The 23,078-nt window shown below is 69.8% G+C and carries 11 protein-coding genes; 8 read left to right on the top strand and 3 right to left on the bottom strand.

Features of this window, described 5'->3' with window-relative positions:
- Positions 1–58 precede the first annotated feature (58 nt).
- Genes NX784_RS04640 through NX784_RS04660 form a run of 5 tightly spaced genes read left to right on the top strand, consistent with a single transcriptional unit; the run spans position 59 to position 6,685 of the window.
- Positions 59–709: a response regulator gene (locus tag NX784_RS04640; protein ID WP_025511700.1), complete on the top strand. Its 651-nt coding sequence runs from the start codon at positions 59–61 to the stop codon at positions 707–709.
- A gap of 38 nt (positions 710–747) precedes the next feature.
- Positions 748–1,653, top strand: a complete 906-nt coding sequence (locus NX784_RS04645) for a hypothetical protein (RefSeq protein ID WP_258815525.1) — start codon at positions 748–750, stop codon at positions 1,651–1,653.
- The gene (locus tag NX784_RS04650; RefSeq protein WP_258815526.1) at positions 1,650–3,233 is read left to right on the top strand and encodes a sensor histidine kinase; all 1,584 of its coding nucleotides are present in this window, start codon (positions 1,650–1,652) and stop codon (positions 3,231–3,233) included. Before NX784_RS04645 ends, NX784_RS04650 begins: the two co-directional genes overlap by 4 nt.
- 57 nt (positions 3,234–3,290) lie before the next feature.
- Positions 3,291–4,982, top strand: a complete 1,692-nt coding sequence (locus NX784_RS04655; protein ID WP_258815527.1) for a M14 family zinc carboxypeptidase — start codon at positions 3,291–3,293, stop codon at positions 4,980–4,982.
- A gap of 23 nt (positions 4,983–5,005) precedes the next feature.
- Positions 5,006–6,685 carry a PQQ-dependent sugar dehydrogenase gene (locus tag NX784_RS04660; RefSeq protein ID WP_258815528.1) on the top strand — a complete coding sequence of 560 codons (1,680 nt, stop codon included), beginning with the start codon at positions 5,006–5,008 and terminating at the stop codon, positions 6,683–6,685.
- A 48-nt stretch (positions 6,686–6,733) separates the two neighbouring features.
- Here NX784_RS04660 and NX784_RS04665 read toward each other — a convergent pair whose 3' ends face one another.
- The 3 genes from NX784_RS04665 to NX784_RS04675 all read right to left on the bottom strand — a co-directional run bounded on the left by NX784_RS04665 (position 6,734) and on the right by NX784_RS04675 (position 10,333).
- Positions 6,734–8,551 carry a DUF885 domain-containing protein gene (locus NX784_RS04665; RefSeq protein WP_258815529.1) on the bottom strand — a complete coding sequence of 606 codons (1,818 nt, stop codon included), beginning with the start codon at positions 8,549–8,551 and terminating at the stop codon, positions 6,734–6,736.
- Positions 8,552–8,632: 81 nt separating this feature from the next.
- Positions 8,633–9,766 carry a branched-chain amino acid ABC transporter substrate-binding protein gene (locus NX784_RS04670; RefSeq protein WP_258815530.1) on the bottom strand — a complete coding sequence of 378 codons (1,134 nt, stop codon included), beginning with the start codon at positions 9,764–9,766 and terminating at the stop codon, positions 8,633–8,635.
- Positions 9,767–9,847: 81 nt separating this feature from the next.
- Positions 9,848–10,333 carry an Lrp/AsnC family transcriptional regulator gene (locus NX784_RS04675; protein ID WP_091670470.1) on the bottom strand — a complete coding sequence of 162 codons (486 nt, stop codon included), beginning with the start codon at positions 10,331–10,333 and terminating at the stop codon, positions 9,848–9,850.
- Between the two features lie 152 nt (positions 10,334–10,485).
- Here NX784_RS04675 and NX784_RS04680 point away from each other — a divergent pair, with 152 nt between their 5' ends.
- From NX784_RS04680 to NX784_RS04690, 3 genes are all read left to right on the top strand, one after another.
- Complete coding sequence (locus NX784_RS04680) at positions 10,486–12,507, top strand: aminotransferase class V-fold PLP-dependent enzyme (RefSeq protein WP_258815531.1); 2,022 nt, start codon at positions 10,486–10,488, stop codon at positions 12,505–12,507.
- 148 nt (positions 12,508–12,655) lie between these two features.
- On the top strand, positions 12,656–21,241 hold the full coding sequence (locus NX784_RS04685) for a GH36-type glycosyl hydrolase domain-containing protein (RefSeq protein ID WP_258815532.1): 8,586 nt from the start codon (positions 12,656–12,658) through the stop codon (positions 21,239–21,241).
- A 109-nt stretch (positions 21,242–21,350) separates the two neighbouring features.
- Positions 21,351–22,982, top strand: coding sequence for a CehA/McbA family metallohydrolase (locus NX784_RS04690; protein WP_258815533.1), 1,632 nt, complete (start codon positions 21,351–21,353; stop codon positions 22,980–22,982).
- The last annotated feature ends 96 nt before the right edge of the window (positions 22,983–23,078 follow it).

The raw sequence follows: 23,078 nt of genomic DNA on the forward strand, positions 1-23,078 counted from the left end.
GTGGAATAATCGGCATTGTGCTTTCGCTTGAAAGCAGAAGCAGCCTGGAGAATCGAACGTGCAGAAAGAGCAAAAGCCGATCCGCGTGATGTTGGCGGACGACCACCCGATCGTGATGACGGGGTTCGCGATGTCGTTGTCGGCGCAAGGAATGGAAGTGGTGGGCCAGGCCAAGAGCCCGAGCGAAGCGGCCGCGATGTATGCGGAATTCCGGCCGGACGTGGCGGTGCTCGACATCCGCTTCGGCACCGAGCTGACGGGCATGGATGCCGCGCAGAACATCCTCAGGAACGACCCGAAGGCCAAGATCGTCTTCCTCAGCCAGTTCGACCAGGACAGCCTGATCAAGGAAACCTACCGCCTGGGCGCGCACGCGTTCGTCACGAAGGATTGCGACCCGGCCGACCTGGCCGACGCCGTGCGCCACGCGCATGCGGGCAAGCTGTACTTCCTGCCGCAGATCGCGGAGCGCCTGGCCAGCCTGGCGGTGCGCGGCGACGTCTCGCCGCAGTCGCAGCTGGACGAGCGCAGCCTGGAGATCTTCAAGCTGATGGCCGAGGGCCTGACGAACGTGGAGATCGCCGAGCGGCTGAACCTGTCGACCAAGACCATCAGCAACATCAGCCAGTCCGTGAAGGAGAAGCTCGGTGTGCACCGGCAGGCGTACATCACCAAGCTCGCCGTCAAGCATGGCTTGATCGAGCCCTGATCCGTTGTAGCGCCGTGCCGTCGTCGATGCTCTTCCGCATGAGAACAGGCCTGCTGGCCGCGCTGGCCGCCGTGGCCTGCTGCGCCAGCGCCCACGCCACCACCACGCGCGAGATCAAGCCCGATCCCGTGCAGGGCTATCGCTACCAGATCGTCACGACGGACGACAGCGCCATCACGCGCCGCATCGTGGACGACATGGTGCGCCGCCTCGTACCCGTGTTCGCCGTGTTCCGCACGGAGCTGGCCCAGCACCGCCGCATGCTGTACGTGACCGTCGGCCCGGCCGCGCTGCGCGAGGTGGCGCAGCGCCGCTGCGACTGCGTCGTCATCTCCACGTTCACGTCGAGCCAGGTCGTGCGCTCGATCCTCGGCACCTTGCCCGCCGCGCGCGCCGCCCTGTTCACGGCCGTGTACGCGGAACCGGCGCCGGCCGACCAGCTGCGCCTCGTCGCGCTGCTGTACCGCCGCCCCGTGCGCGTGGCCGCCATCCTCGGCCCGGACACCGCCTTCCTCAAGCCCGTGCTGGAGAACGAGCACGTGAACGTGCTGCAGGCCGACCCGGACGAGGACATCAACCGCCTGCTGGGCCAGATCGCGCAGACGGACGTGCTGCTGGCGCTGCCCGACAGCGCCGTCTACAACACGGAAAACTTCCGCAACATCCTGCTCTCGACCTACCGCCACAAGCAGGGCGTGATCGGCTTCTCGGCCGACATGGTGAAGGCCGGCGCGCTGGCGACGACGTATTCCGAGGTCGAGGACATCAATGCCCAGGTCGCGGAGATCGTGGGCAGCTACGTGGCCGGCGGTGAACTGCCGGCGCCCCAGTTCCCGCGCTACTTCCACACCATCGTCAACGAGGGCGTCGCGCGCTCGCTCGACGTCGAGGTGGCCGACAACGTGCGCAATTTCGCCCGGCCCGTGCCGGCGCACCAGCCATGAAACGACCCACCGCCCTGCGCGAGGCCACGCTGCGCGCCGCCGCCCTCCGATCGGCAAAACTCCGCCCGGCGAAGCTGCGTCCGGGCGCGCTGCAGTTCTGGCGCGGCTGGAGCATCGGCCTGCGCATGGCGTTCATCACGATGATGCCCGTGACCCTGCTGTTCACGTCCTTCGTCTGGTACTCGTGGTACGCGCACCGCGCCCAGGTCGATGAGGAACTGGCGGAGCGCGGCCGCATCCTCGCGCGTGCGCTGGCGGAAACGAGCGAATACAACGTCATCTCCGGCAACCTGTCGGACCTGCGCCTCACGGTGAACGGCCTCGTACAGTCGGACAGCAGCGTGTACCGCATCGACGTCGTCGACATGAACGGCCAGAGCGTCGTACCCGTCGTGTCCGAGCATCCGATCGAGGCGGAGAGCCGTTCGTTCGAGGCGCCGATCCGCAAGCAGGTCGTGTGGATCAACCTGTTCTCGGACAATGGCACGCCGCACGTCTCCGCGTCCAGCGACACGCGTCCGCCGACGCTCACCACGGAGGTCGTGGGCCTCGTGCGCGTGACGATGTCGCCCACGAACATGCTGGCCAAGCAGCTGCACCGCTTCCGCGTCGAGCTGGCGATGGCCGCGCTGGCGCTGGCCGCCAGCGGCGCACTCGCGTACATCCTCGCACGCAGCCTCACGGTGCCGCTGCGCGAGGCGATCTCCGTGCTGCGGCGCATCCGCGGCGGCAACTACCGCGTGCAGCTCCCGGTCACGACCGGCGGCGAGGTGGGCGAGCTGCAGGCGTCGATCGGCGACATGTCGGTGGCGCTGGACCAGTCCAAGCAGGACCTGGAAAACAAGGTGGCCGAGCGCACGCGCGACCTGCTCGCGTCGCGCAACGAGGCGCTGCGCGCCGACGCCGACAAGCGCAAGCTGATCCAGAAGGTCAACAGCATCATCGAGGACGAACGAAAATCCATCGCGGTCGAGATCCACGACGAATTGAACGCTTCCTTGATCGCCGTCCGCCTGGAATCGCAGACGATCCAGCAACTGGCGGCGAAAGCCACGCCGGGCGAGGAGATCGACCAGATCCGCGCCAAGGCCCAGGCCATCACGAAGCTCGCGCTCGACCTGTACGCGAACGGCCGCCGCCTCGTGCGCCGCCTGCGGCCGGAAGTGCTGGACATGCTGGGCCTGCACGGCGCCGTCGAGGAGATGGTCAGCCACTACCGCAGCAGCTCCGGCGTGCACTTCGAATTCGAGTCGCAGGGCGACTTCTCGAAGATCGGCAACGAGCTCGCGATCTCCGCCTACCGCATCGTGCAGGAAGCGCTGTCGAACATCATGAAGCACTCGCATGCGGGCTTCGCGCGCGTGAGCCTCTCGCTGTCGGACGAGGACGGCGCGCTGCACATCGAAGTGCAGGACGATGGCGAAGGCTTCGACCCGGCCGTCGCGTCCGAGGGCATCGGCATCATCGGCATGCGCGAGCGCGTGTTCGCCCTGGGCGGCGGCATCCACGTGCAGTCGCGCCCGGGCGAGGGCACCCTCGTCGCCATCACCTTGCCGCTCACGGGTGTGGCTGCTGTCTGAAAGCGCTAACTGAGGTACATTAGCGACCTCGGTTACTCCACAAGACAACACCACACCATGCTCAACGCCATGCAGACGCCCTTCGAGAAGGGCAACCAGAATCAGACCACGACCTGGTCCGATTGCATCGCCTGGTACGACGACCTCGCGCGCCAATACCCGCACGTGCTGCGCTTCTTCGTGGCCGGCACCTCGGACGCCGGCGTCCCGATCCACGCGGGCGTCGTCTCCGCCGACGGCGTGTTCGACCGCGCGCAGATCAAGGCCGCGCAGCGTCCCGTCTTCTTCAACAACAACGGCATCCATCCGGGCGAACCGGAAGGCGTCGATGCGTGCATGGCGCTCGTGCGCGATTTCTGCCAGCAGCCCGACCGGCTCGCGGCGCTGGGCAAGACGGTATTCCTGTTCGTCCCGCTGTACAACGTGGACGGCGCCTTCAACCGCGCGGCGACGTCGCGCGTGAACCAGGACGGGCCGGAAAGCTACGGCTTCCGCGGCAACAGCCGCCACCTCGACCTGAACCGCGACTTCGTCAAGTGCGACACGTTGACGGCGCAGACCTTCAACAAGCTGTTCACGGAATGGGACCCGGACGTGATGGTCGACACGCACACGTCCAACGGCGCCGACTACAGCTACACGATGACCCTGATCCCCACGCAGGCCGACAAGCTGGGTGGGAACCTCGGCGCGTTTCTGCGTGAGACCATGCTGCCCGCGATGTACGCGGAGATGGACGAACGCGGCTGGCCCATGTGCCCGTACGTGAACCCGATCAAGGACAGCCCGGATGACGGCATCGCCGACTTCCTCGAGACGGCGCGTTTCTCGACGGGCTACGCGGCGCTGCACGACACGATCGGCTTCATGCCCGAGACGCATATGCTGAAGCCCTTCGCCGACCGCTATCACTCGATGCGCGCGCTCGTCGAGACGGCGCTGGACTTCACCGTCGCCCACTGCGACAAGATCGTCGCGTTGCGCCGCGCCGCCCGGGCGGCCGGCCCCACGCGCCGCGAATGGCCCGTGCACTGGGCGATGGACGAGGCGAATCCGTCCACGTTCCACTTCAAGGGCTATGCGGCGAAGTACAAGGCGAGCGTGCTGGGCGACTACCAGCGCCTGTACTACGACCGCAACGAACCGTACGAGCGCGACATCGCGCACTACAACCGATTCCCCGCGGACGTCGTCGTGCCGGCGCCGCGCGCCTACGTCGTGCCGCAGCAGTGGCGCGAAGTGATCGAGCGCCTGCGCTGGAACGGCGTGAAGCTCGAGCGCGTGGATGCCGAGCGCACGCAGGACGCGTCCGTGTACCGCATCGCGTCCGTGAGCGCGCGGGCGCATGCGTACGAAGGCCATATGTTCCACGACGACGTGCAGCTCGAGCGCGTGCGCGAAACGGTCACGCTGCGTGCCGGCGACTTCATCGTCCCGCTCGACCAGGACCAGGCCCGCTACGCCGTCGAGACGCTGGAACCGCAGGCCCACGACAGCTTCTTCCGCTGGGGTTTCTTCAACAGCGTGCTGGAAAAGAAGGAAGCGTATTCGGACTATGTGTTCGAGGACGAGGCCGAGCGCCTGCTGGCCGCCGAACCGGAGCTCGCGGCCAAGTTCGACGCGTGGAAGGCCGCGCATCCCGAGCTGCTGAAGGACCAAGCTGCGGTGCTCGACTTCATCTTCGCCCAGTGCGCGCGCTGGCGCGAGCCGGAGTGGCGCCGCTATCCGGTCTTCATGATCGACCAATGACACCAAGAAGAAAGAGGAGAACCATGCACCACAAGATCGCCGCCGCGCTGGCGGGCGTGCTGACGTTGGCCGGCGCCGCATCGGCCGCGCCATCCGCCGGCCAGGCCTATTTCGAGCGCAACTGCGCGAGCTGCCACACGGCCGATGCCGGCATGGCGTCGCGCGCGGGCCCGCCGCTGTTCAACGTCGTGGGCCGCAAGGCCGCGTCGGCGCCAGGCTACAACTACACGGACGCGCTCGTGAAGGCCGGCGCCGCCGGCAAGACGTGGACGCGCGCGGAGCTCGACGTCTTCCTGCGTGACCCGGCCAGGGACGTGCCGGGCACCGCGATGCCGGTCGCGATCGCGGACGCGAAGGAGCGTGCCGCCGTGATCGACTACCTGGCGGCGCAGAGCGGCAAGACGGCCGCGCCGGCTGCCGCAAAGGCAGCGACGGCCGAACGCGCGGGCGCCTGGACCGAGGACAAGCCGGGCGACCTGCACCACATCACGGTCGACCAGCTGGTGGCGCCGTATGCCAGCGAGAGCGCGGGCAACGGTCCGAAGCTCGCGCAGCGCCCGGAGGACGCGCTGCCGGCCGTGGCGAAAGGCTTCAAGGTCACGGTGTTCGCCGCCGACGCGGGTCACGCGCGCTACGCGCTGCGCGCGCCGAACGGCGATATCATTGTGTCCGACGCGGGCCGCGGCACGGTCGGCATCCTGCGCCCGGACCACGGCGGCGACAAGGCCGGCGAAGTGCATGAGTTCGCGGGCGGCCTGTCGCGCCCGTACGGCCTGGCGCTGTGGCCGGCCGCGCATCCGCAATACCTGTACGTGGCCAACGCGAATTCCGTCGTGCGCTTTCCGTATTCGGTCGGCGACGTGAAAGCGAAGGGCAAGCCCGAGACGATCGTCGCCAAGCTGGTCGACGGCATGGGCAACCACGTCACGCGCACCTTGGCGTTCTCGCGCGACGAGAAGACCCTGTTCGTGTCGGTCGGCTCGGCCACCAACGTCGCGGAAGGCATCGGTGCCAAGCCGCCGCGGCCGCTCGCGCAATGGGAGGCGGAACACGGCCTGGGCGCCGCATGGGGCGTGGAAACCGACCGCGCCACCGTGCTTGCGTTCGACCCCGACGGCAAGCACCGCCGCAACTATGCCAACGGCCTGCGCAACTGCGTGGGCATGTTCGTCCACCCGGACACGGGCGACCTGTATTGCAGCGTCAACGAGCGCGACGAACTGGGCGACAACCTGCCGCCCGACTACGTCACGCGCGTGAAGCAGGGCGGCTTCTACGGCTGGCCGTGGTACTACCTCGGCGCGCATGAAGACCCGCGCCTGAAGGGCGTGCGGCCCGACCTGAAGGACAAGGTGACCGTGCCCGACGCGCTGCTGCAGGCGCACTCCGCGCCGCTGGGCATGACCGTGTACCACGCCCCGGCGGGCGCGCAGCACGCGTTCCCGAAAGAGTACGACGGCGACATCTTCCTCGCGCTGCACGGCTCGTGGAATCGCGGCATCCGTACCGGCTACAAGGTCGTGCGCGTGATGATGAAGAACGGTGCGCCCACGGGCCAGTACCAGGACTTCATGACGGGCATGGTGCTGTCCGACCGCGACGTGTGGGGCCGCCCTGCCGCCGTGACGGTGGCGGCGGATGGCGCGCTGCTCGTCGTCGACGATGGCGGCGGGGTCGTGTGGCGGATCGCGCCGGAGAAGTGATGAAAAAACCGGGGCGCGCCCCGGTTTTTTTGTGGCCGTCGCGGACGGTTATTTGTTCTCCGCGATCCAGCGATCGACCTTCTTTTCCAGCAGCGCCAGCGGTAAGGTGCCTTCGCCCAGCACGATCTCGTGGAATTTGGGGAGGCTGAATTTCGGGCCGAGTGCCTTCTCCGCGCGGGCGCGCAGTTCCTGGATCTTCAGCGCGCCGATCTTGTAGCCGAGCGCCTGCGCCGGCCACGCCATGTAGCGCTCCGTCGCGTTGCGCGCGTCCGCTTCCGTGTAGCCCAGGGTTTCGCGCATGTACTGGATCGACTGCTCGCGCGTCCAGCCCTTCGCGTGCATGCCAGTGTCGACGACGAGACGCACGGCGCGCAGCATCTCGTCGTTCAGGTGGCCGAACCAGTCTTCCGGCTTGTCGTACAGGCCCATCTCGGTCCCGAGCGTTTCCGCGTACAGCGCCCAGCCTTCGGTGAACGCGTTGTTGCCGCCGAACTTGCGGAAGTCCGGCAGGCCCAGCTCCTGCATCAGCGCGATGTGGAAGTGGTGGCCCGGCTGGCCCTCGTGCAGGAACAGCGTGACCATGCCGGTGCTGCCGTACTGCGTGGGGTCGTTCACGACGGACCAGAACACGCCCGGACGCGAGCCGTCGGCGGCTGGCGGCGTGTAGTGGTCGGATGCCGTCGCGCGCGACAGTTCCGGCTCCAGGCGCAGGTCGAGCGGCGTTTTCGGACGCAGCGAGAACAGCGCGGGCAGCTTGGTCTGCAGCTGGGCGTTCAGCTTGCGGTACACGTCGATGATCTCGCCCTCGGTCTTGAACGGTTTGTATTTCGCCTGTTCCGACACCCACCCCGGCAGGCCCGACGCCGGACCGTTGTAGCCCATCTTCGGGCCGATGCGGGCATATTCGCCCTGGATGCGCGCGACTTCCTTCAGGCCGATCTGGTGGATCTGTTCGGGCTGCAGGTCCGTCGTCGTCTGGCTCGCGACGCGCGCGAGGTACCAGTCCATTCCGTGCGGCAGCGCGCTCCAGCCCGTGCTCGTGCGGCAGGCCGGCAGGTAGTCGTGCTCGACGAAATCGGCCAGGCGCTTCAGCGCCGGATTCAGCCTGCCGGCGATCGTGGCACGATAGGCGGCCGCGAGCTTTTTCTTGTCGGCGTCCGAGAAGCCCTTGGGAAAATTCTTCACGGGCGTGTAGTAGATGCTGTCCTCGGCCTTGGCGGCCACCAGCTGCTTGAACTGGGGCAGGGCGGCGACCATGATCGCCTTCGGCTGCACGACGCCGGTCTTCATCCCCTCGCGCATGTTGGCGATGGCCTGGTCGATCCAGGGGCCCAGCTGGTTCAGGCGGTTCAGGTAGGCACGGTAATCCTTCACGGTGGCGAGCGGCTGCGCCTGCTGGCCGCTGCTGTAGTTCGCGAGCGTGACGGGCAGCGCGTCCATCTGGTTCAGCGGCAGCAGGTGCTCGGGGAACGGTTCGAAGCGCAGTGCGGTCGTGAGTTCGTAGTCGAGGATGTCGTAGCTCGTCTGGTCGCGCTGGGCGAGGCCGTCGCGGCGGATCGTGTGCAGGCGCTTCAGGTAGTCCCTGTACAGCGCGAACTGGTGGGCACGGATCTTCGGGGCGATCGACATGCCGATCTGGTCGGCGTACCGGTTGTCGCCGCTCTCGCCGGCGGAGACGGGATCGAAGCGCGCCTGCGCGTCCCAGTATTCGTCGGCCAGCTTGTTCAGTTTTTTGGATTCGGCGGTGGCCGCGGCGTTCGTGGCGCCGGCGGTGGCCGTGGGCTGGGTCGCGGTGTCGGCGACGGCCGGCGCGCACGCGATGAGGCAGGCGGCGGCGAGGGTGCCCAGTGTGAAGATCTGTTTCATTGTGTGGTGTACGTGGTGGTGAAGAAGCGGCGTCAAGGATACTCCCCGCGCCGCCAGAGGCCCAGTCTTTACGGGCGTTCTTTAATAACCGGCCAGCGGCGTCAGTTGACCGCCCTTGAAGCTGTAGACCGTGACGACGGTCTTCTTCAGATTGCCGCTCGCGTCGTAGCCGTACGTGCCGGCCACGCCCTGGTACGTCATCGTGTGCAGCTGCTTGCCGACGGCCGCGGCGTCCGTCGTGTTCGCGGCCTGGATGGCCTTCGCGATGAACATCGTCTGGTCGTAGAACGACGGCGCATACACGTCCGGGTCGTGCTGGAAGCGCTGCTTGTAGCGGGTCTTGAACGCGGGGCCGCCGGCCTGCTTGTCGAGCATCGCGCCGGCTTGGGCACACATCACGTTCTCGCCGACGGCGTCGCCCCCCAGTTTGGCCATCTCCGGGCTGCACAGCGTGTCGCCGCCCAGCAGGCGCACGTTTGCCATCCCCAGCTGCTTCATCTGGCGCGCCATCGGGGCGGCCTGCGGCGCATAGCCGCCGAAGAAAATGGCGTCGACCTTTTTCGCGCGGAACGCGGTGAGGATGGCGGAAAAATCGCTTGCCTTGTCGTTCGTGAATTCGCGGCCGGCCACACTCACGCCGGCGGCGCGCGCCTGCTTCGCGAATTCGTCGGCGATGCCCTGGCCGAACGCCGTGCGGTCGTCGATCACGCCGACCGTTTTGAGCTTCAATTCTTTCGCGGCGTACGACGCCATCGACGCGCCCACCTGGCTGTCGCTGGCGACGATGCGGAAGACGTTCGGGTAGCGCGCCTGCGTGATCTTGGGGCTCGTGCCCACGGTCGACATCAGGATGCCGGCGTCGTTGTAGACGCGCGAGGCGGGGATCGCGACGCCCGAGTTGTACGGGCCGAGCACGAACTTGACGCCGGCGTCGGCAAATTTCTGTGCGACGCTCACGCCCGCTTTCGGATCGCCCTGGTCGTCCTCGGACAGCAATTCGAATTTCAGGGCCTTGGCGCCGACCTTGAGCTTTTGCGCGTTGAGTTCCTCGACCGCGAGGCGCACGCCGTTCTCGTCGTCCTTGCCGGCGAAGGCGTTCGCGCCCGACAGCGGGCCGGTGACGCCGATGCGCACGACCTGGTCCTGGGCGAGCGCGGAGGTTGCGGTCGCGAGCAGGATCGCTGCCAGCGCCACGGTGTTGATGGTTGATGCCATGCCGTTGTCTCCGTTGTTAATCAACGGTCGCCATCATCGCACAATTGGGCTGGCGGACGGGCGCGCGGGCGCGCAAACAGCTTATGCCGGCAGCCCGTGCGAGATCAGTTCCAGCGGCAGCGCGGTGGTGCACTTGATCTGCTCCATCGAGAACGCGGAGGAGACGCCGGACAGCTGGGCCGTCTTGATCAGTTTCTTGTAGAAGCGGTCGTAGCCGTCGATGTCGGTCGTGACGACCTTCAGCAGGTAGTCGACGTCGCCGCTCATGCGGTGGAATTCCAGGACTTCGGGCAGCGCGATGACGGCGGAGGCGAAGCGCTCCAGCCATTTTTCGTCGTGCTCGTTCGTGCGCACGCTGACGAACACGGTGACGGGCAGGCCGACCTTGTGGCGGTTGACGATGCTGACCCGGCTCTCGATGTATCCCTCTTCCTCGAGGCGCTTGACTCGCTTCCAGCACGGGGTGCTGGACAGCCCGACCTTTTCGCTCAGGCCGGAAATCGACAGGGTGGCATCCGCCTGCAGCGCAGCCAGAATCGCGCAGTCGTATTTGTCGAGTGAATTCATCTTGTCCATGTCACGATTTCTAGAATGTTCGTTCTTCAGCCAAGGAAAAATCAAAGATTCTTTAGTACGTCATTTTTCGCACTAAACCGTAACATATTACTCAACAATCGCGCTCATGGCGCATTTATTTTTGGACTTTTAGCAATTATTTTATGGCCTCCGACATCTACCTCGACGCAAACGCCACTTCGCCGGTCCTGCCTGCCGCAATCGCCGCGGCCGTCGACGCGATGGAGGCCCAGTTCGGCAATCCGAGCAGCAGCCACGCCACCGGCCTGCGCGCCCGGCGCATCCTCGACGCGACCCGCGCGCGGGCGCGCCGCGTGCTCGGCGCCGGGCCGGGCCGCGTGCTGTTCACGAGCGGCGCCACCGAAGGCATCCAGACCGCGGTGCTGTCCGCGCTCGTCGCCGTGCGCGAGCGCCGCGCCGCGGGCGAATCGTGCGGCGACCTGCTGCTGTACGGCGCCACCGAACACAAGGCCGTGTCGGAAAGCCTCGCGCACTGGAACCGCCTGCTCGGCACGGGGCTCACGCTGCGCGCCTTGCCGGTCGACGAGACGGGACGTCACCGGCTGGACGTCCTCGGCGCGCTGGCGCCGCGCGCCGCAATGATCTGCACGATGGCGGCCAATAACGAGACAGGCGTGATCTCGGACCTGGACGGCATCGCGCAAACCTTGCGCGCCTGCGGCAGCAAGGCCTACTGGATGGTCGACTGCGTGCAGGCGCTGGGCAAGCTGCCGCTCGACCTCGCGAACACGCGCATCGACTACGCACCGTTCTCCGGCCACAAGCTGCATGCGCCGAAAGGCATCGGCCTCCTGTACGTGCGCGACGGCGCGCCGTACACGCCGCTGATGATCGGCGGCGGCCAGGAAGGCGGGCAGCGTTCCGGCACCGAGAACATGGCCGGCGTCGCCGCCCTCGGCGCCGTGCTGGCCGCGCTGGAAGACGGCGGCACGTTCCGCAGCCACGCCGAACTGGCCGCGCTGCGCGACCGGCTGGCGGGTGCCCTGCGCGACGCTTTTCCCTGCATCGTCTTCAACGCGCCGTTCGAGCACACGCTGCCTACCACCTTGAATTTCGCCGTACCCGGCGTCTCCAGCCGCGACCTGCTCGACCTGTTCGACGCGGCCGGCGTGCGCGTGAGCGCCGGCTCGGCGTGTTCCGCCGCCAAGGCCGCGCCCAGCTACGTGCTGGACGCGATGGGCCTGCCGTTGTGGCGCAGCGGCGGTGCCGTGCGCCTGTCGATCGGGCCGCTCGCGGACGACGCCTTCGTCGACGCGGCCTGCGCGCGCATCCGCCACTGCGGCGAGGCGCTGCGCACGCAGGCGCTTGCCGCCGGATCGTCCGGCGTCATGCAGGTCAGCGGCGACGGGCGCCATGGCTGGATCGTGTTCGACGGCGCTGCCTGCGTCGTCATCGACCCGCCGCGCGGGCAGGCCGGCCGCATCGCCGCGCTCGCGCGCGACGCGGGAATGCGCGTGCTGGCCGTGCTGGGCACCGGGGCCGATGCCGATGGCGCCGCCGAGCTGCGCGCCGCGCTCGGTCTCGACGCGGCCGCTCCGCTCGACTGGCCGGCCGCATGCGCCACCGTCGCGCTGGACGACGGCAGCCATGCGGATTGCATCGCCATCGGCACCGCCGTGCTGGCCCGCCTGCCGCAGGGCGAGCGCACCGCCTACCTGTTGGGTACCGCCGATGCGGGCCACCTGTCCCGCACGACCGTGCGCCAGGTCTTCGGCGCCGTCGATGCGGACATCCTCGCGCGCGTGGCACACGATACGACTATGCTGTGTCACGGCGCCGACACCGACGGCCTCGCGTGCGCGGCGCTGGCCGCATCGCCCGACACGGGGGCGCCGGGGCAGCTGCACCCGGAAACGCTGGGCGTGTTCCTGCGCCGCCACGCCGATGCGCTGCTCGTCGACGTGCGCGAAGCGTTCGAGGCGGCGGCGGGGCCGATGGTCCTGCACGGCCGCGCGGCGGACAACGTGCCGCTGTCGCGCCTGGCCGACCACGTGGCGGCGTGGTTGACGGAACCCGCGCGGCCCATCGTGTTCGTGTGCCGCAGCGGCAACCGCAGCGCGAAGGCGGCCGCGTGCCTGCGCCGCGCGGGCCATGCGCAGGCATGGACGGTCGCCGGCGGCATGGCGCTGGCCGGCGCGGCATGACCACCTCTGTACGCTAACGCACGGTTCCGCAGCGCCTGATTGCTTAGCATGGCTTCAGCCGTGCGCCCTCGAGTCGTCCGCCTTCACCCGAATGGTCGCGTTCCGCGTCAGCCGGCGGCCGGTTGCGCGCGCCACCATGAGGTCCCTGTTGAACGAACAAAACGCGCTCCCGCGCGCAGCCCAAGGCCTCGTCGCCGACGATGCCCCGCTGCGCGCCGAACTGTTTTCTGCCGCCCAGATGGCCGTGTACGGTCGTTCCCTCGCCGCGCGCCATCAGGTCGACGGCCGGCAGGGCAATGACGCGCTGCTGGCGCGTCTTGCCGACAATGCGGCCGCCATTGCGGATGCCTGCGCCGCCCTCACGCGCGCAGCCGGCGCCGGCGCGCGCCTTGCACCTGCGGCCGAGTGGCTGCTCGACCACCACTACCTGATCGAGGAGCAGGTCCGCCTCGCGCGCAGCCATTTGCCCGCGGCGGACTGCCGCGCGCTGCCTTGCCTGCGCGACGCCGATGCATCCGGTAACCCGCGTGCGTACCGGCTGGCGCTGGAGGTGGTCGCGCACGGCGACGGTCACGTGGACCCGGAAAGCCTGGCGCGCTTCGTCGCGGCGTACCAGGAAGGCGCGCCGCTCGCGCTGGGCGAATTGTGGGCGATGCCCATCATGCTGCGCCTCGCGCTGGTCGAGAACCTGCGCCGCATCGCTGTGCACGAGGCGGATGCGGCGCGCCAGCGCGCACGTGCCGGCCGCTGGGTCGACCGCATGGCGGCCGCGGCGGACGAGCGCCCCGGTGACCTGATCCTCGTCGTGGCCGACATGGCACGCGCCGTGCAGCCGATGGGGTCGAGCTTCGTGGCCGAGCTGGCGCGCCGGCTGCAGGGCCGCGGCGGTCCCCTGACGCAGGCATTGCAGTGGATCGCGACGCGCCTTGCCGACGAAGGCCGCACGATCGACCAGGCCGTGCAGGCCGACGTCGCCCGCCAGGCCGCCGACCAGGTGTCCACCGCCAACACGATCGCGAGCCTGCGCCTGCTCGGCAGCACGGACTGGCGCGCATTCGTCGAGACGATGAGCGCCGTCGAGCAGGCGCTGCGCGGCGACCCGGCCGGGGTGTATGCCCGCATGGATTGCGCCACGCGCGATCAGTACCGCCGCGTGGTCGAACGGCTGGCGCGTGCCGGCGGCCGTGCCGAGATCGAGGTGGCGACGGAAGCGCTGGCGCTGGCGGCCGAGCACCATCCCGATGCACGCCCGCGTCACGTGGGCTACTACCTCGTCGGCAACGGCCTGCCCCGGCTGGAAGCGTGGCTGCACCCGCATCCCGGCATGGCGGCCACGTTGCGCCATGCGTGGCGCGCGCGTCCGCTGCTGTGCTATCTCGGGCTCGTCGGCGCGCTCACGGCATTGTTCACGGGGGCGGCCGTGGTGCGCGCCGCGCAGGACGGCGCCGGTCTCGGTCTGCTTCTCGCCGTCGGCGTGCTGGTCACGCTCGGCGCGAGCCGGCTCGCGCGCGCGCTCGTCGATTTGACGGCCGCGCGGCTCGTCGCGCCCGCGCCGCTGCCGCGCCTGGATTTCGATGCCGGCATTCCGCCGGATGCGCGCGCCATCGTCGTCGTGCCGGCGCTTCTGCACGGCCGCGCGGACGTCGCCGCCCTCGTCGATGCGCTCGAGGTGCGCTACCTGGCGAACCGCGATCCGGCGCTGCGTTTTTGCCTGCTGACGGATCTCCCCGACGCGCCGCAGCAGGAGGTGTACGGCGACGCGGAACTGATCGAACAGGCGCGCGCCGCCGTCGCCGCGCTGAACGCGAAATACGACGACGCGCGCCCGTTCCTGCTGCTGCACCGCCAGCGCGTGTGGAACGAAGGCGAGGGCGCGTGGATCGGCCGCGAACGCAAGCGCGGCAAGCTGGAAGACGTAAATGCGCTGCTGCTGCGCGGCGAGCGCGCGCCGTTCGCCGTCGTCGAAGGCGACACCGATGGCCTGGACGGCATCCGCTACGTGATCACGCTCGATGCCGGCACCGAGCTGCCGCGTGACGCCGCGCGCGTCCTCGTCGCCACGATGGCGCATCCGTTGAACGAACCCGTGTTCGATGCCGCCGGCAGGCGCGTGGTCGAAGGGTACGGCATCCTGCAGCCGCGCGTGGTGCCCGCGCTGCCGCCGGAGACGGCGTCGCGCTACGCCCGCCTTTTCAGCGGCGCGGTGGGCAGCGATGTCGACCACGACCTGTTCGGCGCAGGCACGTTCGCGGGCGAGGGCATCTACGACGTGCGCGCATTTGACCGCATGCTGCGCGGACGCTTGCCGGACGACAGCGTGCTGTCGCACGACCTGCTGGAAGGCTGCTACGCGCGCTGTGGCTTCGTGCACGACGTCGTCCTCGTCGAACCATGCGCGCCGCGGTACAGCGACCACGTCGGCCGCCGGCACCGCCGGATCCGCGGCGACTGGCAGCTGGCCGGCTGGCTGCGCGCGCGCGTGCCGCTGGCTGGCGGCGGCACGGAACCGAACCCGCTGCCGCCGCTCGCGCGCTGGAAGCTGGTCGACAATCTGCGCCGCAGCCTCGTCGCGCCGGCCCTCACTGCGGCGCTGCTGCTGTGCTGGGCGCTGCTGCCGGCGCCCGCATTCTGGAGCGCGGCCGCGCTCGCGGTGTTCTTCGTGCCGTTCGCGCTGGACGCCCTGATCGGTCTCGCCGACAAGCCGCACGACGTTGCGCTGGGCCGGCATCTGCTGAACCAGGCGCACGACGCGCGCATCGGCCTGGGCCACGCGCTGCTGGACACCGCGTTCCTGCCGCACGAGGCTAGCTACAGCGTGGACGCGATCGCGCGCGGCATCTGGCGCATGCTCGTGTCGAAGCGGCGGCGCCTGGAGTGGCGCGATGCGAGCCTCGCGCGCTCCAGCACGGACCTGGAATCGAACTGGCGCAACATGTGGTTCGCGCCCGCGTTCGCGGTGGGCGCCGCCGTCCTGCTCAGCTTTGCGAACCCGTTCGCGCTGTTCGCCGCCGCGCCGTTGCTGCTGCTGTGGTTCCTGTCGCCCGTCGTCGCATGGTGGGTCAGCCTGCCGGCCACGCGTCCGGCACCGCATCTCGCGGACGGCCAGCAGCGCTTCCTCGCCACGCTCGCGCGCCGCACGTGGGCGTTCTTCGAGGACCACGTCACGGCCGCAGACAACTGGCTCGCGCCGGAAGGCATGCAGGAGCATCCCGCGCCCGCCATTGCGCACCGCACGTCGCCGACGAACATGGGGCTCACGCTGCTCGCCAACCTCGCGGCCTGGGACTTCGGCTACGTGGCCGCGGGCGAGCTGCTGGCGCGCACGCGCGCGACGCTGGGCACGATGGCTCGGCTCGAGCGCCACCGCGGCCATTTCTACGCCGGCTACGACACGCGGACGCTCGCCCCGCTGGCGCCGGCTTACGTGTCGACGGCGGACAGCGGCAACCTGGCCGCGCACCTGCTGACACTGGCCGCCGGTCTGGAACAGCTGGCCGACGCCCCGATCGCGTCCAGCCGACTGCTCGACGGCATCCGTGTCACGCTCGACGTCGTGGACGACCACGCGACACCGGCCGTACGCGATGCGGTCACCGCAGTCCGCCACCACTTGAGTCCCGAGCGCTGCCGCAACGCGGACACGCTGCCGGGTCTTGCCGACTGCCTGCATGCGCTGGCGCGCGAGGCCGATGCGCTGTGCGCCGCCGTGCCGGACGACGCCGACCCGCAGCTGCGCGACTGGGCCGGCAAGCTGGCCAGCCAGTGCGCAGCCGCGCACGCGGACCTGCTGCTGATGGCGCCATGGATGCGCGTCGAGCAGGAATACGTGATCGACGCGAGCCTCACGCGCATTCCGACGTTGCGCGAGCTGGCCGGCTCCGGCATGCAGGCGCCCGGCGACGACCTGGCCCGCCTCGTGGCCGAAGGCAGCGTCAATGCGCGGACGCGCCTGGACGAGATCGCGCAGCTCGCATACGACGCACGGGCCTGCGCCGACATGGATTTCGCCTGCCTGGTCGACGCGGACACGGGCCTGCTGGCGGCCGGCTGTCACGCGGGCGAGAGCCGCCTCGATGCCGACAACCACGACATGCTCGCGTCGCAAGCGCGCCTCGCCAGCTTCATCGGCATCGCGCAGGGCCAGCTGCCGCAAGACCACTGGTTCGCGCTGGGCCGCCAGCTGTGCGTCGCGCACGGCCAGGAAGTGCTGCTGTCGCGCGACGGGGCGATGGCCGATTATCTGGCGCCGCAGCTCGTGATGCCGGCGTACCGGGGCACACTGCTCGACCAGGCCTGCCGCGGCATCGTGCGCGCCCAGGCCGAGTACGGCCGCCGGCGCAACGTCCCGTGGGGCATCTCGGACTCGAGCTGCAACGCGATGGACGCCGCGCTGCAGTACGAATACCGCCCGTTCGGCGTGCCGGGCACGGGTGCGACGCGCGGCCTCGGTGCGGACCTCGTCGTCGCGCCGTATGCCGCCATGCTGGCGCTGACGGTGGAACCGGAGCGCGCCTGCGCCAACCTGGAACGCATGGCGAAGCTGGGCTTTGCGGGCCGCTACGGTTTCTACGAGGCCGTCGATTACACGCCGGCGCGCCTGCCGCACGGCCAGGCCTGCGCCGTCGTGCGCGCGTTCATGACGGCGCACCAGGGCATGGGCCTGCTCGCGCTGGCGCACCTGCTGCGCGACCGCCCGATGCAGCGCCGCTTCGCCAGCGATCCGCGCCTGCGCGCCACGCTGCCGCTGCTGCACGAGCCCGTGCCGGCCGCGGGCGCGCACGCGTCCGCGCGCGCCGAGGCCGAGGAGCTGCGCCAGCCGGCGCCGGCGACGGATGCGACGGCGTGCACGGTCGCGGACCCCGACGCGGTGGCGCCGGAAGTGCAGCTGCTGTCCAACGGCACGTACCACGTGATGGTGACGGCGGCCGGCACGGGGCGCAGCACCTGGGGCGACCTGCCGCTCACGCAGTGGCACGACGACCCGACCGTCGACGACCACGGGTTCTTTTGCTACGTGCGCGACCTGGACAGCGGCGCCGTGTGGTCGACGACGTGGCAGCCGACGGCGGCGCGGCCCGAGCGCTACGAAGCCGTATTCTCCGAAGGCCGCGCGACGTATCGCCGGCGCGACCACGGCATCGAGCTGCACACGGAGATCGTCGTCGCACCGGAGGACGACGTCGAACTGCGCCGCGTGCGCGTGGCCAACACGACGGATGCCGTGCGCACGATCGAGTTGACGAGCGTTGCGGAAGTCGTGCCTGCGCTCCCGACGCGCTTCGCGCACGTGGAAATCCTGGCCGACCGTGGCGCGCTGCTGTGCACGGACCGCCAGGGCATCGGCACCGCCGGCCCCTGGCTGCTGCACATGATGACAGTGCACGGCGCCAGCGTGGCGGCGCCGCAGTTCGAGACCCGGCGCGCCCGCTTCCTCGGCCGCGAAGGCAGCCGCACGCGCCCGGCTGCGCTGGAAGATCGTGCCGCGCTCGCGGGCACGGCCGGTACCGTGCTCGATCCCGTGCTGGCGATCCGCCGCGTGCTGACCGTGGCGCCGCGCAAGGAAGTGACGGTCGACCTCGTGCTGGGCGCGGCCGGCGCGCGCGAGGAGGCGCTGCGCCTCGTCGACACCTACCGCGAACGGGACGCCGCCGACCGCGTGCCCGATCTCGCGTGGACGCACTGCCAGGTCGTGCTGCGCCAGCTGAACGCGGGCGAGGCGGACGCCCAGCTGTACGCGCGCCTCGCCGGTTGGGTGCTGCATCCCCAGGCCGCGCTGCGCGCCGATCCGGCCGTTATCGCGCGCAACCAGTGCGGCCGCACGGCCCTCGCCGCGTACGGGCTGTCCGGCGATCATCCGATCGTGCTGTTGCACATGCACGACCTCGCCCACGTCGAACTGGCGCGCCAACTGGTCCAGGCGCACTCGTGGTGGCGCCTGAAAGGGCTCGCCGTCGACCTCGTGATCTGGTGCGACGACGGCGGCGCGGCGGGCGGCTACCGCCAGGCGCTGCACGACCAGGTGCTTGGCCTTGTCGCGTCCGGTCCCGCCGCGCAAATGATCGACCGGCCGGGCGGCGTGTTCGTGCGTCCGCTCGACGCGATCCCGGACGACGACCGCGTCCTGACGCAGGCGATGGCGCGCGTGATCCTGACGGACGACCACGGCGGGCTGGCCGAGCAGCTGCGCCGCGCGGCCGCGCGCAAGGCCGAGCCGGCGCCGGCGTTCGTCCCGGCGGCGCCGCCGCAGCCTTACCCGCCGGCCGTGCCGGCCGTGCCGGACCTCGTGCTCGACAACGGCATCGGCGGCTTCAGCGCGGACGGGCGCGAATACGTGATCCGCACGGGACCCGGACGCGCCACGCCGACGCCATGGGTCAACGTGCTGGCGAGCCCGATGTTCGGCACCGTCGTGTCGGACAGCGGGCAAGCGTACAGCTGGAACCAGAACGCCCGCCTGTTCCGCCTGACGCCGTGGGACGACGACCCCGTGTGCGACCGCGGCGGCGAAGCCTTCTACGTGCGCGACGAACAGACGGGCGTCTACTGGTCGCCGACAGCGCTGCCGGCGCCCTCCGGTGGCGAGTACGTCACGCGCCACGGCTTCGGCTACAGCACGTTCGAGCACGCGGCGCACGGCATCCACAGCGAGCTGCTGACGTACGTGGCGCTGGACGCGCCGCTGAAGTACGTCGTGCTCCGCCTGCGCAACGACGGTGACGCGCCGCGTCGGCTGTCCGTCACGGGCTATGTGGAATGGGTGCTGGGCGAGTTGCGGCCGGCATCCGCGCCGACCGTGGTGACGGAGCAGGACCCCGTCAGCGGCGCGCTGTTCGCCCGCAATGCCTGCGACGACGACTTTTCCGGCCGCGTCGCGTTCTTCCACCTCGACGCCGAACAGGTGGCCTTCACGTGCGACCGCACGGAATTCATCGGGCGCGGGCGAAGCCTCGCGCATCCGGCCGCGCTGGAACGCACCGCGTTGCTGGGGCGCACGGGCGCCGCGCTCGACCCGTGCGCGGCGCTGCAAACGACCGTCGAGCTGCAGCCGGGCGACGAGCAGGAGCTCGTGTTCATGCTGGGCGTGGGCGGGCGCCGCAACTTCGACGCGTCCGGTATGGTCCAGCGTCATGCAGGTGCCGCGACGGCCGCCGCCGACCTGGCCCGCGTGCGCGAGTTCTGGGACGACACGCTGTCCGGCATCCGCATCGAGACGCCGGAGCCCGCGTTCGACGTGCTGGCCAACGGCTGGCTGATGTACCAGACCATCGCCTGCCGCATGTGGGCGCGGACCAGCCATGCGGCGTCGGGCGGCGCGTACGGCTTCCGCGACCAGCTGCAGGATGCGATGGCCGCCGTGCACGCGCGCCCGGAACTGCTGCGCGACCACATCCTGCTGTTCGCCGGCCACCAGTTCGTCGAAGGCGACGTGCAGCACGGTTGGCATCCGCCGATGGGACGCGGCACGCGCACGCGCTGCTCGGACGATGCCCTGTGGCTGCCGTTCGCCGTGCACCGCTATGTCGGCGTCACCGGAGATACGTCGCTGCTGGACGAGATCGCGCCGTTCATCGAAGGCCGCGCGCTCAAGGACGACGAGGCGGCGTGGTGCGACGTGCCGGCGCCGTCGCGCGAGCAGGCCAGCATCTACGAGCACTGCGTGCGCGCGCTGCGGCGCGCCCTCGTGTTCGGCCCGCACGGCCTGCCGCCGATCGGCACAGGCGACTGGAACGACGGACTGGATGGCGTCGGCCCGGGCGGGCACGGCGAAAGCGTCTGGCTCGGCTTCTTCCTGTACGACGTGCTGTGCCGCTTCGCCGACCTCGCCGACCGTCGCGGCGACTACGGTTTCTGCACGACCTGCCGCAGCGCGGCCCAGGTCCTGGCGCATAACATCGAAGACAACGCGTGGGACGGCGAGTGGTACCGGCGCGCCTACTTCGACGACGGCACGCCGCTCGGCACGCGCGACGGCGACGCGTGCCGCATCGATGCGGTCGCGCAGAGCTGGGCCGTGCTGTCCGGCGCGGCCGACCTGGGCCGCGCGCGCATCGCGCTGGACGCGGTCGATGCGCGTCTCGTGCGGCGCGACGCGGGCCTCGTGCAAATGCTCGAGCCGCCATTCGACGGCAGCGCACTCGACCCGGGCGCCATCGGCGCGGATCCGCCCGGCGTGCGCGCCAACGGTGGCCAGTGCACGCAGGCCGCGATCTGGACGGCGATGGCGTTCGCGCATCTGGGCGACACGGAACGCGCATGGGAACTGGCGCGCATGCTCAACCCCGTGGAGCGCACCGGGACAGCCGAGGATTGCGCCACCTATGCGGCGGAACCGTATGCGATGGCGGACGACGTGGCGGCCGCCGCGCCGTACGCGGGACGGGCCGGCGGCAGCTGGTACACGGGGGCGGCCGCGTGGATGTACCGGCTGATCGTGGAATCCCTGCTCGGCGTGACGCGCGCCGGCGACACGCTGACGTTGACGCCGCGCCTGCCCGCCGGCTGGGAAGGCTTCCGCCTGCACTACCGCTACCGCGGCACCCATTACGCGATTGCCGTGTGCCGCGCGGACGAGGCCCTGCTGTGCGTGGACGGCGCGGCGCAGCAGGGCCACACGATCGTGCTGGTGGACGATGGCCGCACGCACGAGGTGGAATTGCAGGTGCCGTACCGCCAAGGCGTGTCGTTCGCCGTGCCGCCGCCGGACAGGACCTTGTGCGAAAAAATACGGCCATGACTCCGCAATGCAGGGCGGTTTATATTTTGTCAATAAGATAATATTCTTTTGATAATTTCATGAGCCCGCGATCAAGGAGCGACGGGCGTGCAATTGCAAAAATTGCATCATGAAAACCTCATTCCTCCTCTCGTCCCTGATGCTGGCCGCGGCCGGCGTTTTTCAACCGTCGGCGCATGCGGGCGTGCACGAACACCTCGAGCTCGAGGCGACTTTGCTTGCGCCGTATCGCAGCGACGTGCGCGGCGCGCATCCGGACGCGCGCACGTTCACGCTGTCGTTCGAGTATCCGGGCCTGCGCGGACGCCGTCCGGTGACGTGGCGCCTGGACCTCGTGGCCCCGTCCGGCCGGCGCGTCGCCCGCTGGCAGGGCCGCGTTGCATTGACTGGCGCGCCGGCCGACGTGGCCGTGCGCTGGACGGGCAGCGTGGCCGGCCGCCGGCCCGCACCCGGCGTGTACCGCGTCCGGCTGCATGCCGCGAGCGGCGCGGAAAGCGTCGACCAGGCCTGGGACATCGCCGTGGGCGCGCTGCCCGCGCCGGCGCTGCCTCGGTTCGCGCCGCTGGCGACAGGGCGCGCGCGCATGCTGGCCGTGCCAGCGGCGGGCGCGCTGCCGTACACAGTCTATTACGGCAACCTGCACAGCCAGACGCACGACAGCGACGGCGGCGGCCCCGTCGACACGTGCCACGGCGCGCAGGACCCGCAGTCGGCACCGTACGGCCCTGACGCCGCCTACCCGTACGCGCGCCGGCACGGGCTGGACATGCTGATGGTCTCGGAGCACAACCACATGTACGACGGCTCGGACGGCACGAACCCGGATGCCGACCCGGCGAAGGCGCGCGCCATGTACCAGGCGGGCCTCGCGACGGCGCGCGATTTCTCGAACGCGAATCCGGGCTTCCTCGCGCTGTACGGCATGGAATGGGGCGTGATCGGCAACGGCGGCCACCTGAACATCTTCGACAGCGACGAGCTGCTCGGCTGGGAGCGCAATGGCAAGGGCGAGCTGATCGCGGACACGGAGACGCCCAAGAGCGACTACGCCGCGCTGTACACGCTGATGCGTGAGCGTGGCTGGACGGGCCAGTTCAATCACCCGGCGCTCGCGGGCCAGTTCGTCGTGAACGGCACGCCGCTCGCGTACACGGCCGACGGCGACGCCGTGATGGCACTGTGCGAAGTGGTCAACAGCTCGGCATTCTCGAACAGCGAGAACGAGGGCGAGACGCGGCGCAGCAACTTCGAGCAGGCCTGCAACAAGCTGCTGGAAGCGGGCTACCACGTCGCGTTCAGCAGCAACCAGGACAACCATTGCGCCAACTGGGGCGCGTCGTACAGCAACCGCAGCGCCGTGCTGATCCCGACCGGCGTGCCGCTGACGCGCGCCAGCTTCCTCGACGCGGTGCGCGCGCGCCGCGTGTTCGCGACGATGGACAAGGATGCGCAAATTGTCCTCACGGCGAACGGCCACCTGATGGGCGAACGCTTCGACAACGCAGGCGCGCTGCACCTGCAGGTCGCGTATGCGAGTGCCGCCGGCAGGCAGGCGGCGACGGTGGCGATCATGGAAGGCGTCCCGGGACGCAACGGCGACGTGACCCGGCTCTCCGACCAGGCCGACGTCACGACGGCGCCGGCGCCCGGCGCGCATTTCTATTACGCGAAGGTTACGCAGGACGATGGCAAGGTGCTGTGGTCCGCGCCAGTGTGGGTCGCACAGGCGGCGCTGCCCTAGGACCCGAGCGCGGCGCGGCGTAGGTGAGCGCGACGCTCGCGACAATGCTATCCTGCTCGCGCTCCCGCCATCCGGGACCGTCCACCATCGAGGAAT

The organism is Massilia pinisoli, from assembly GCF_024753285.1.
Classification (GTDB): Bacteria; Pseudomonadota; Gammaproteobacteria; order Burkholderiales; family Burkholderiaceae_D; genus Telluria; species Telluria pinisoli.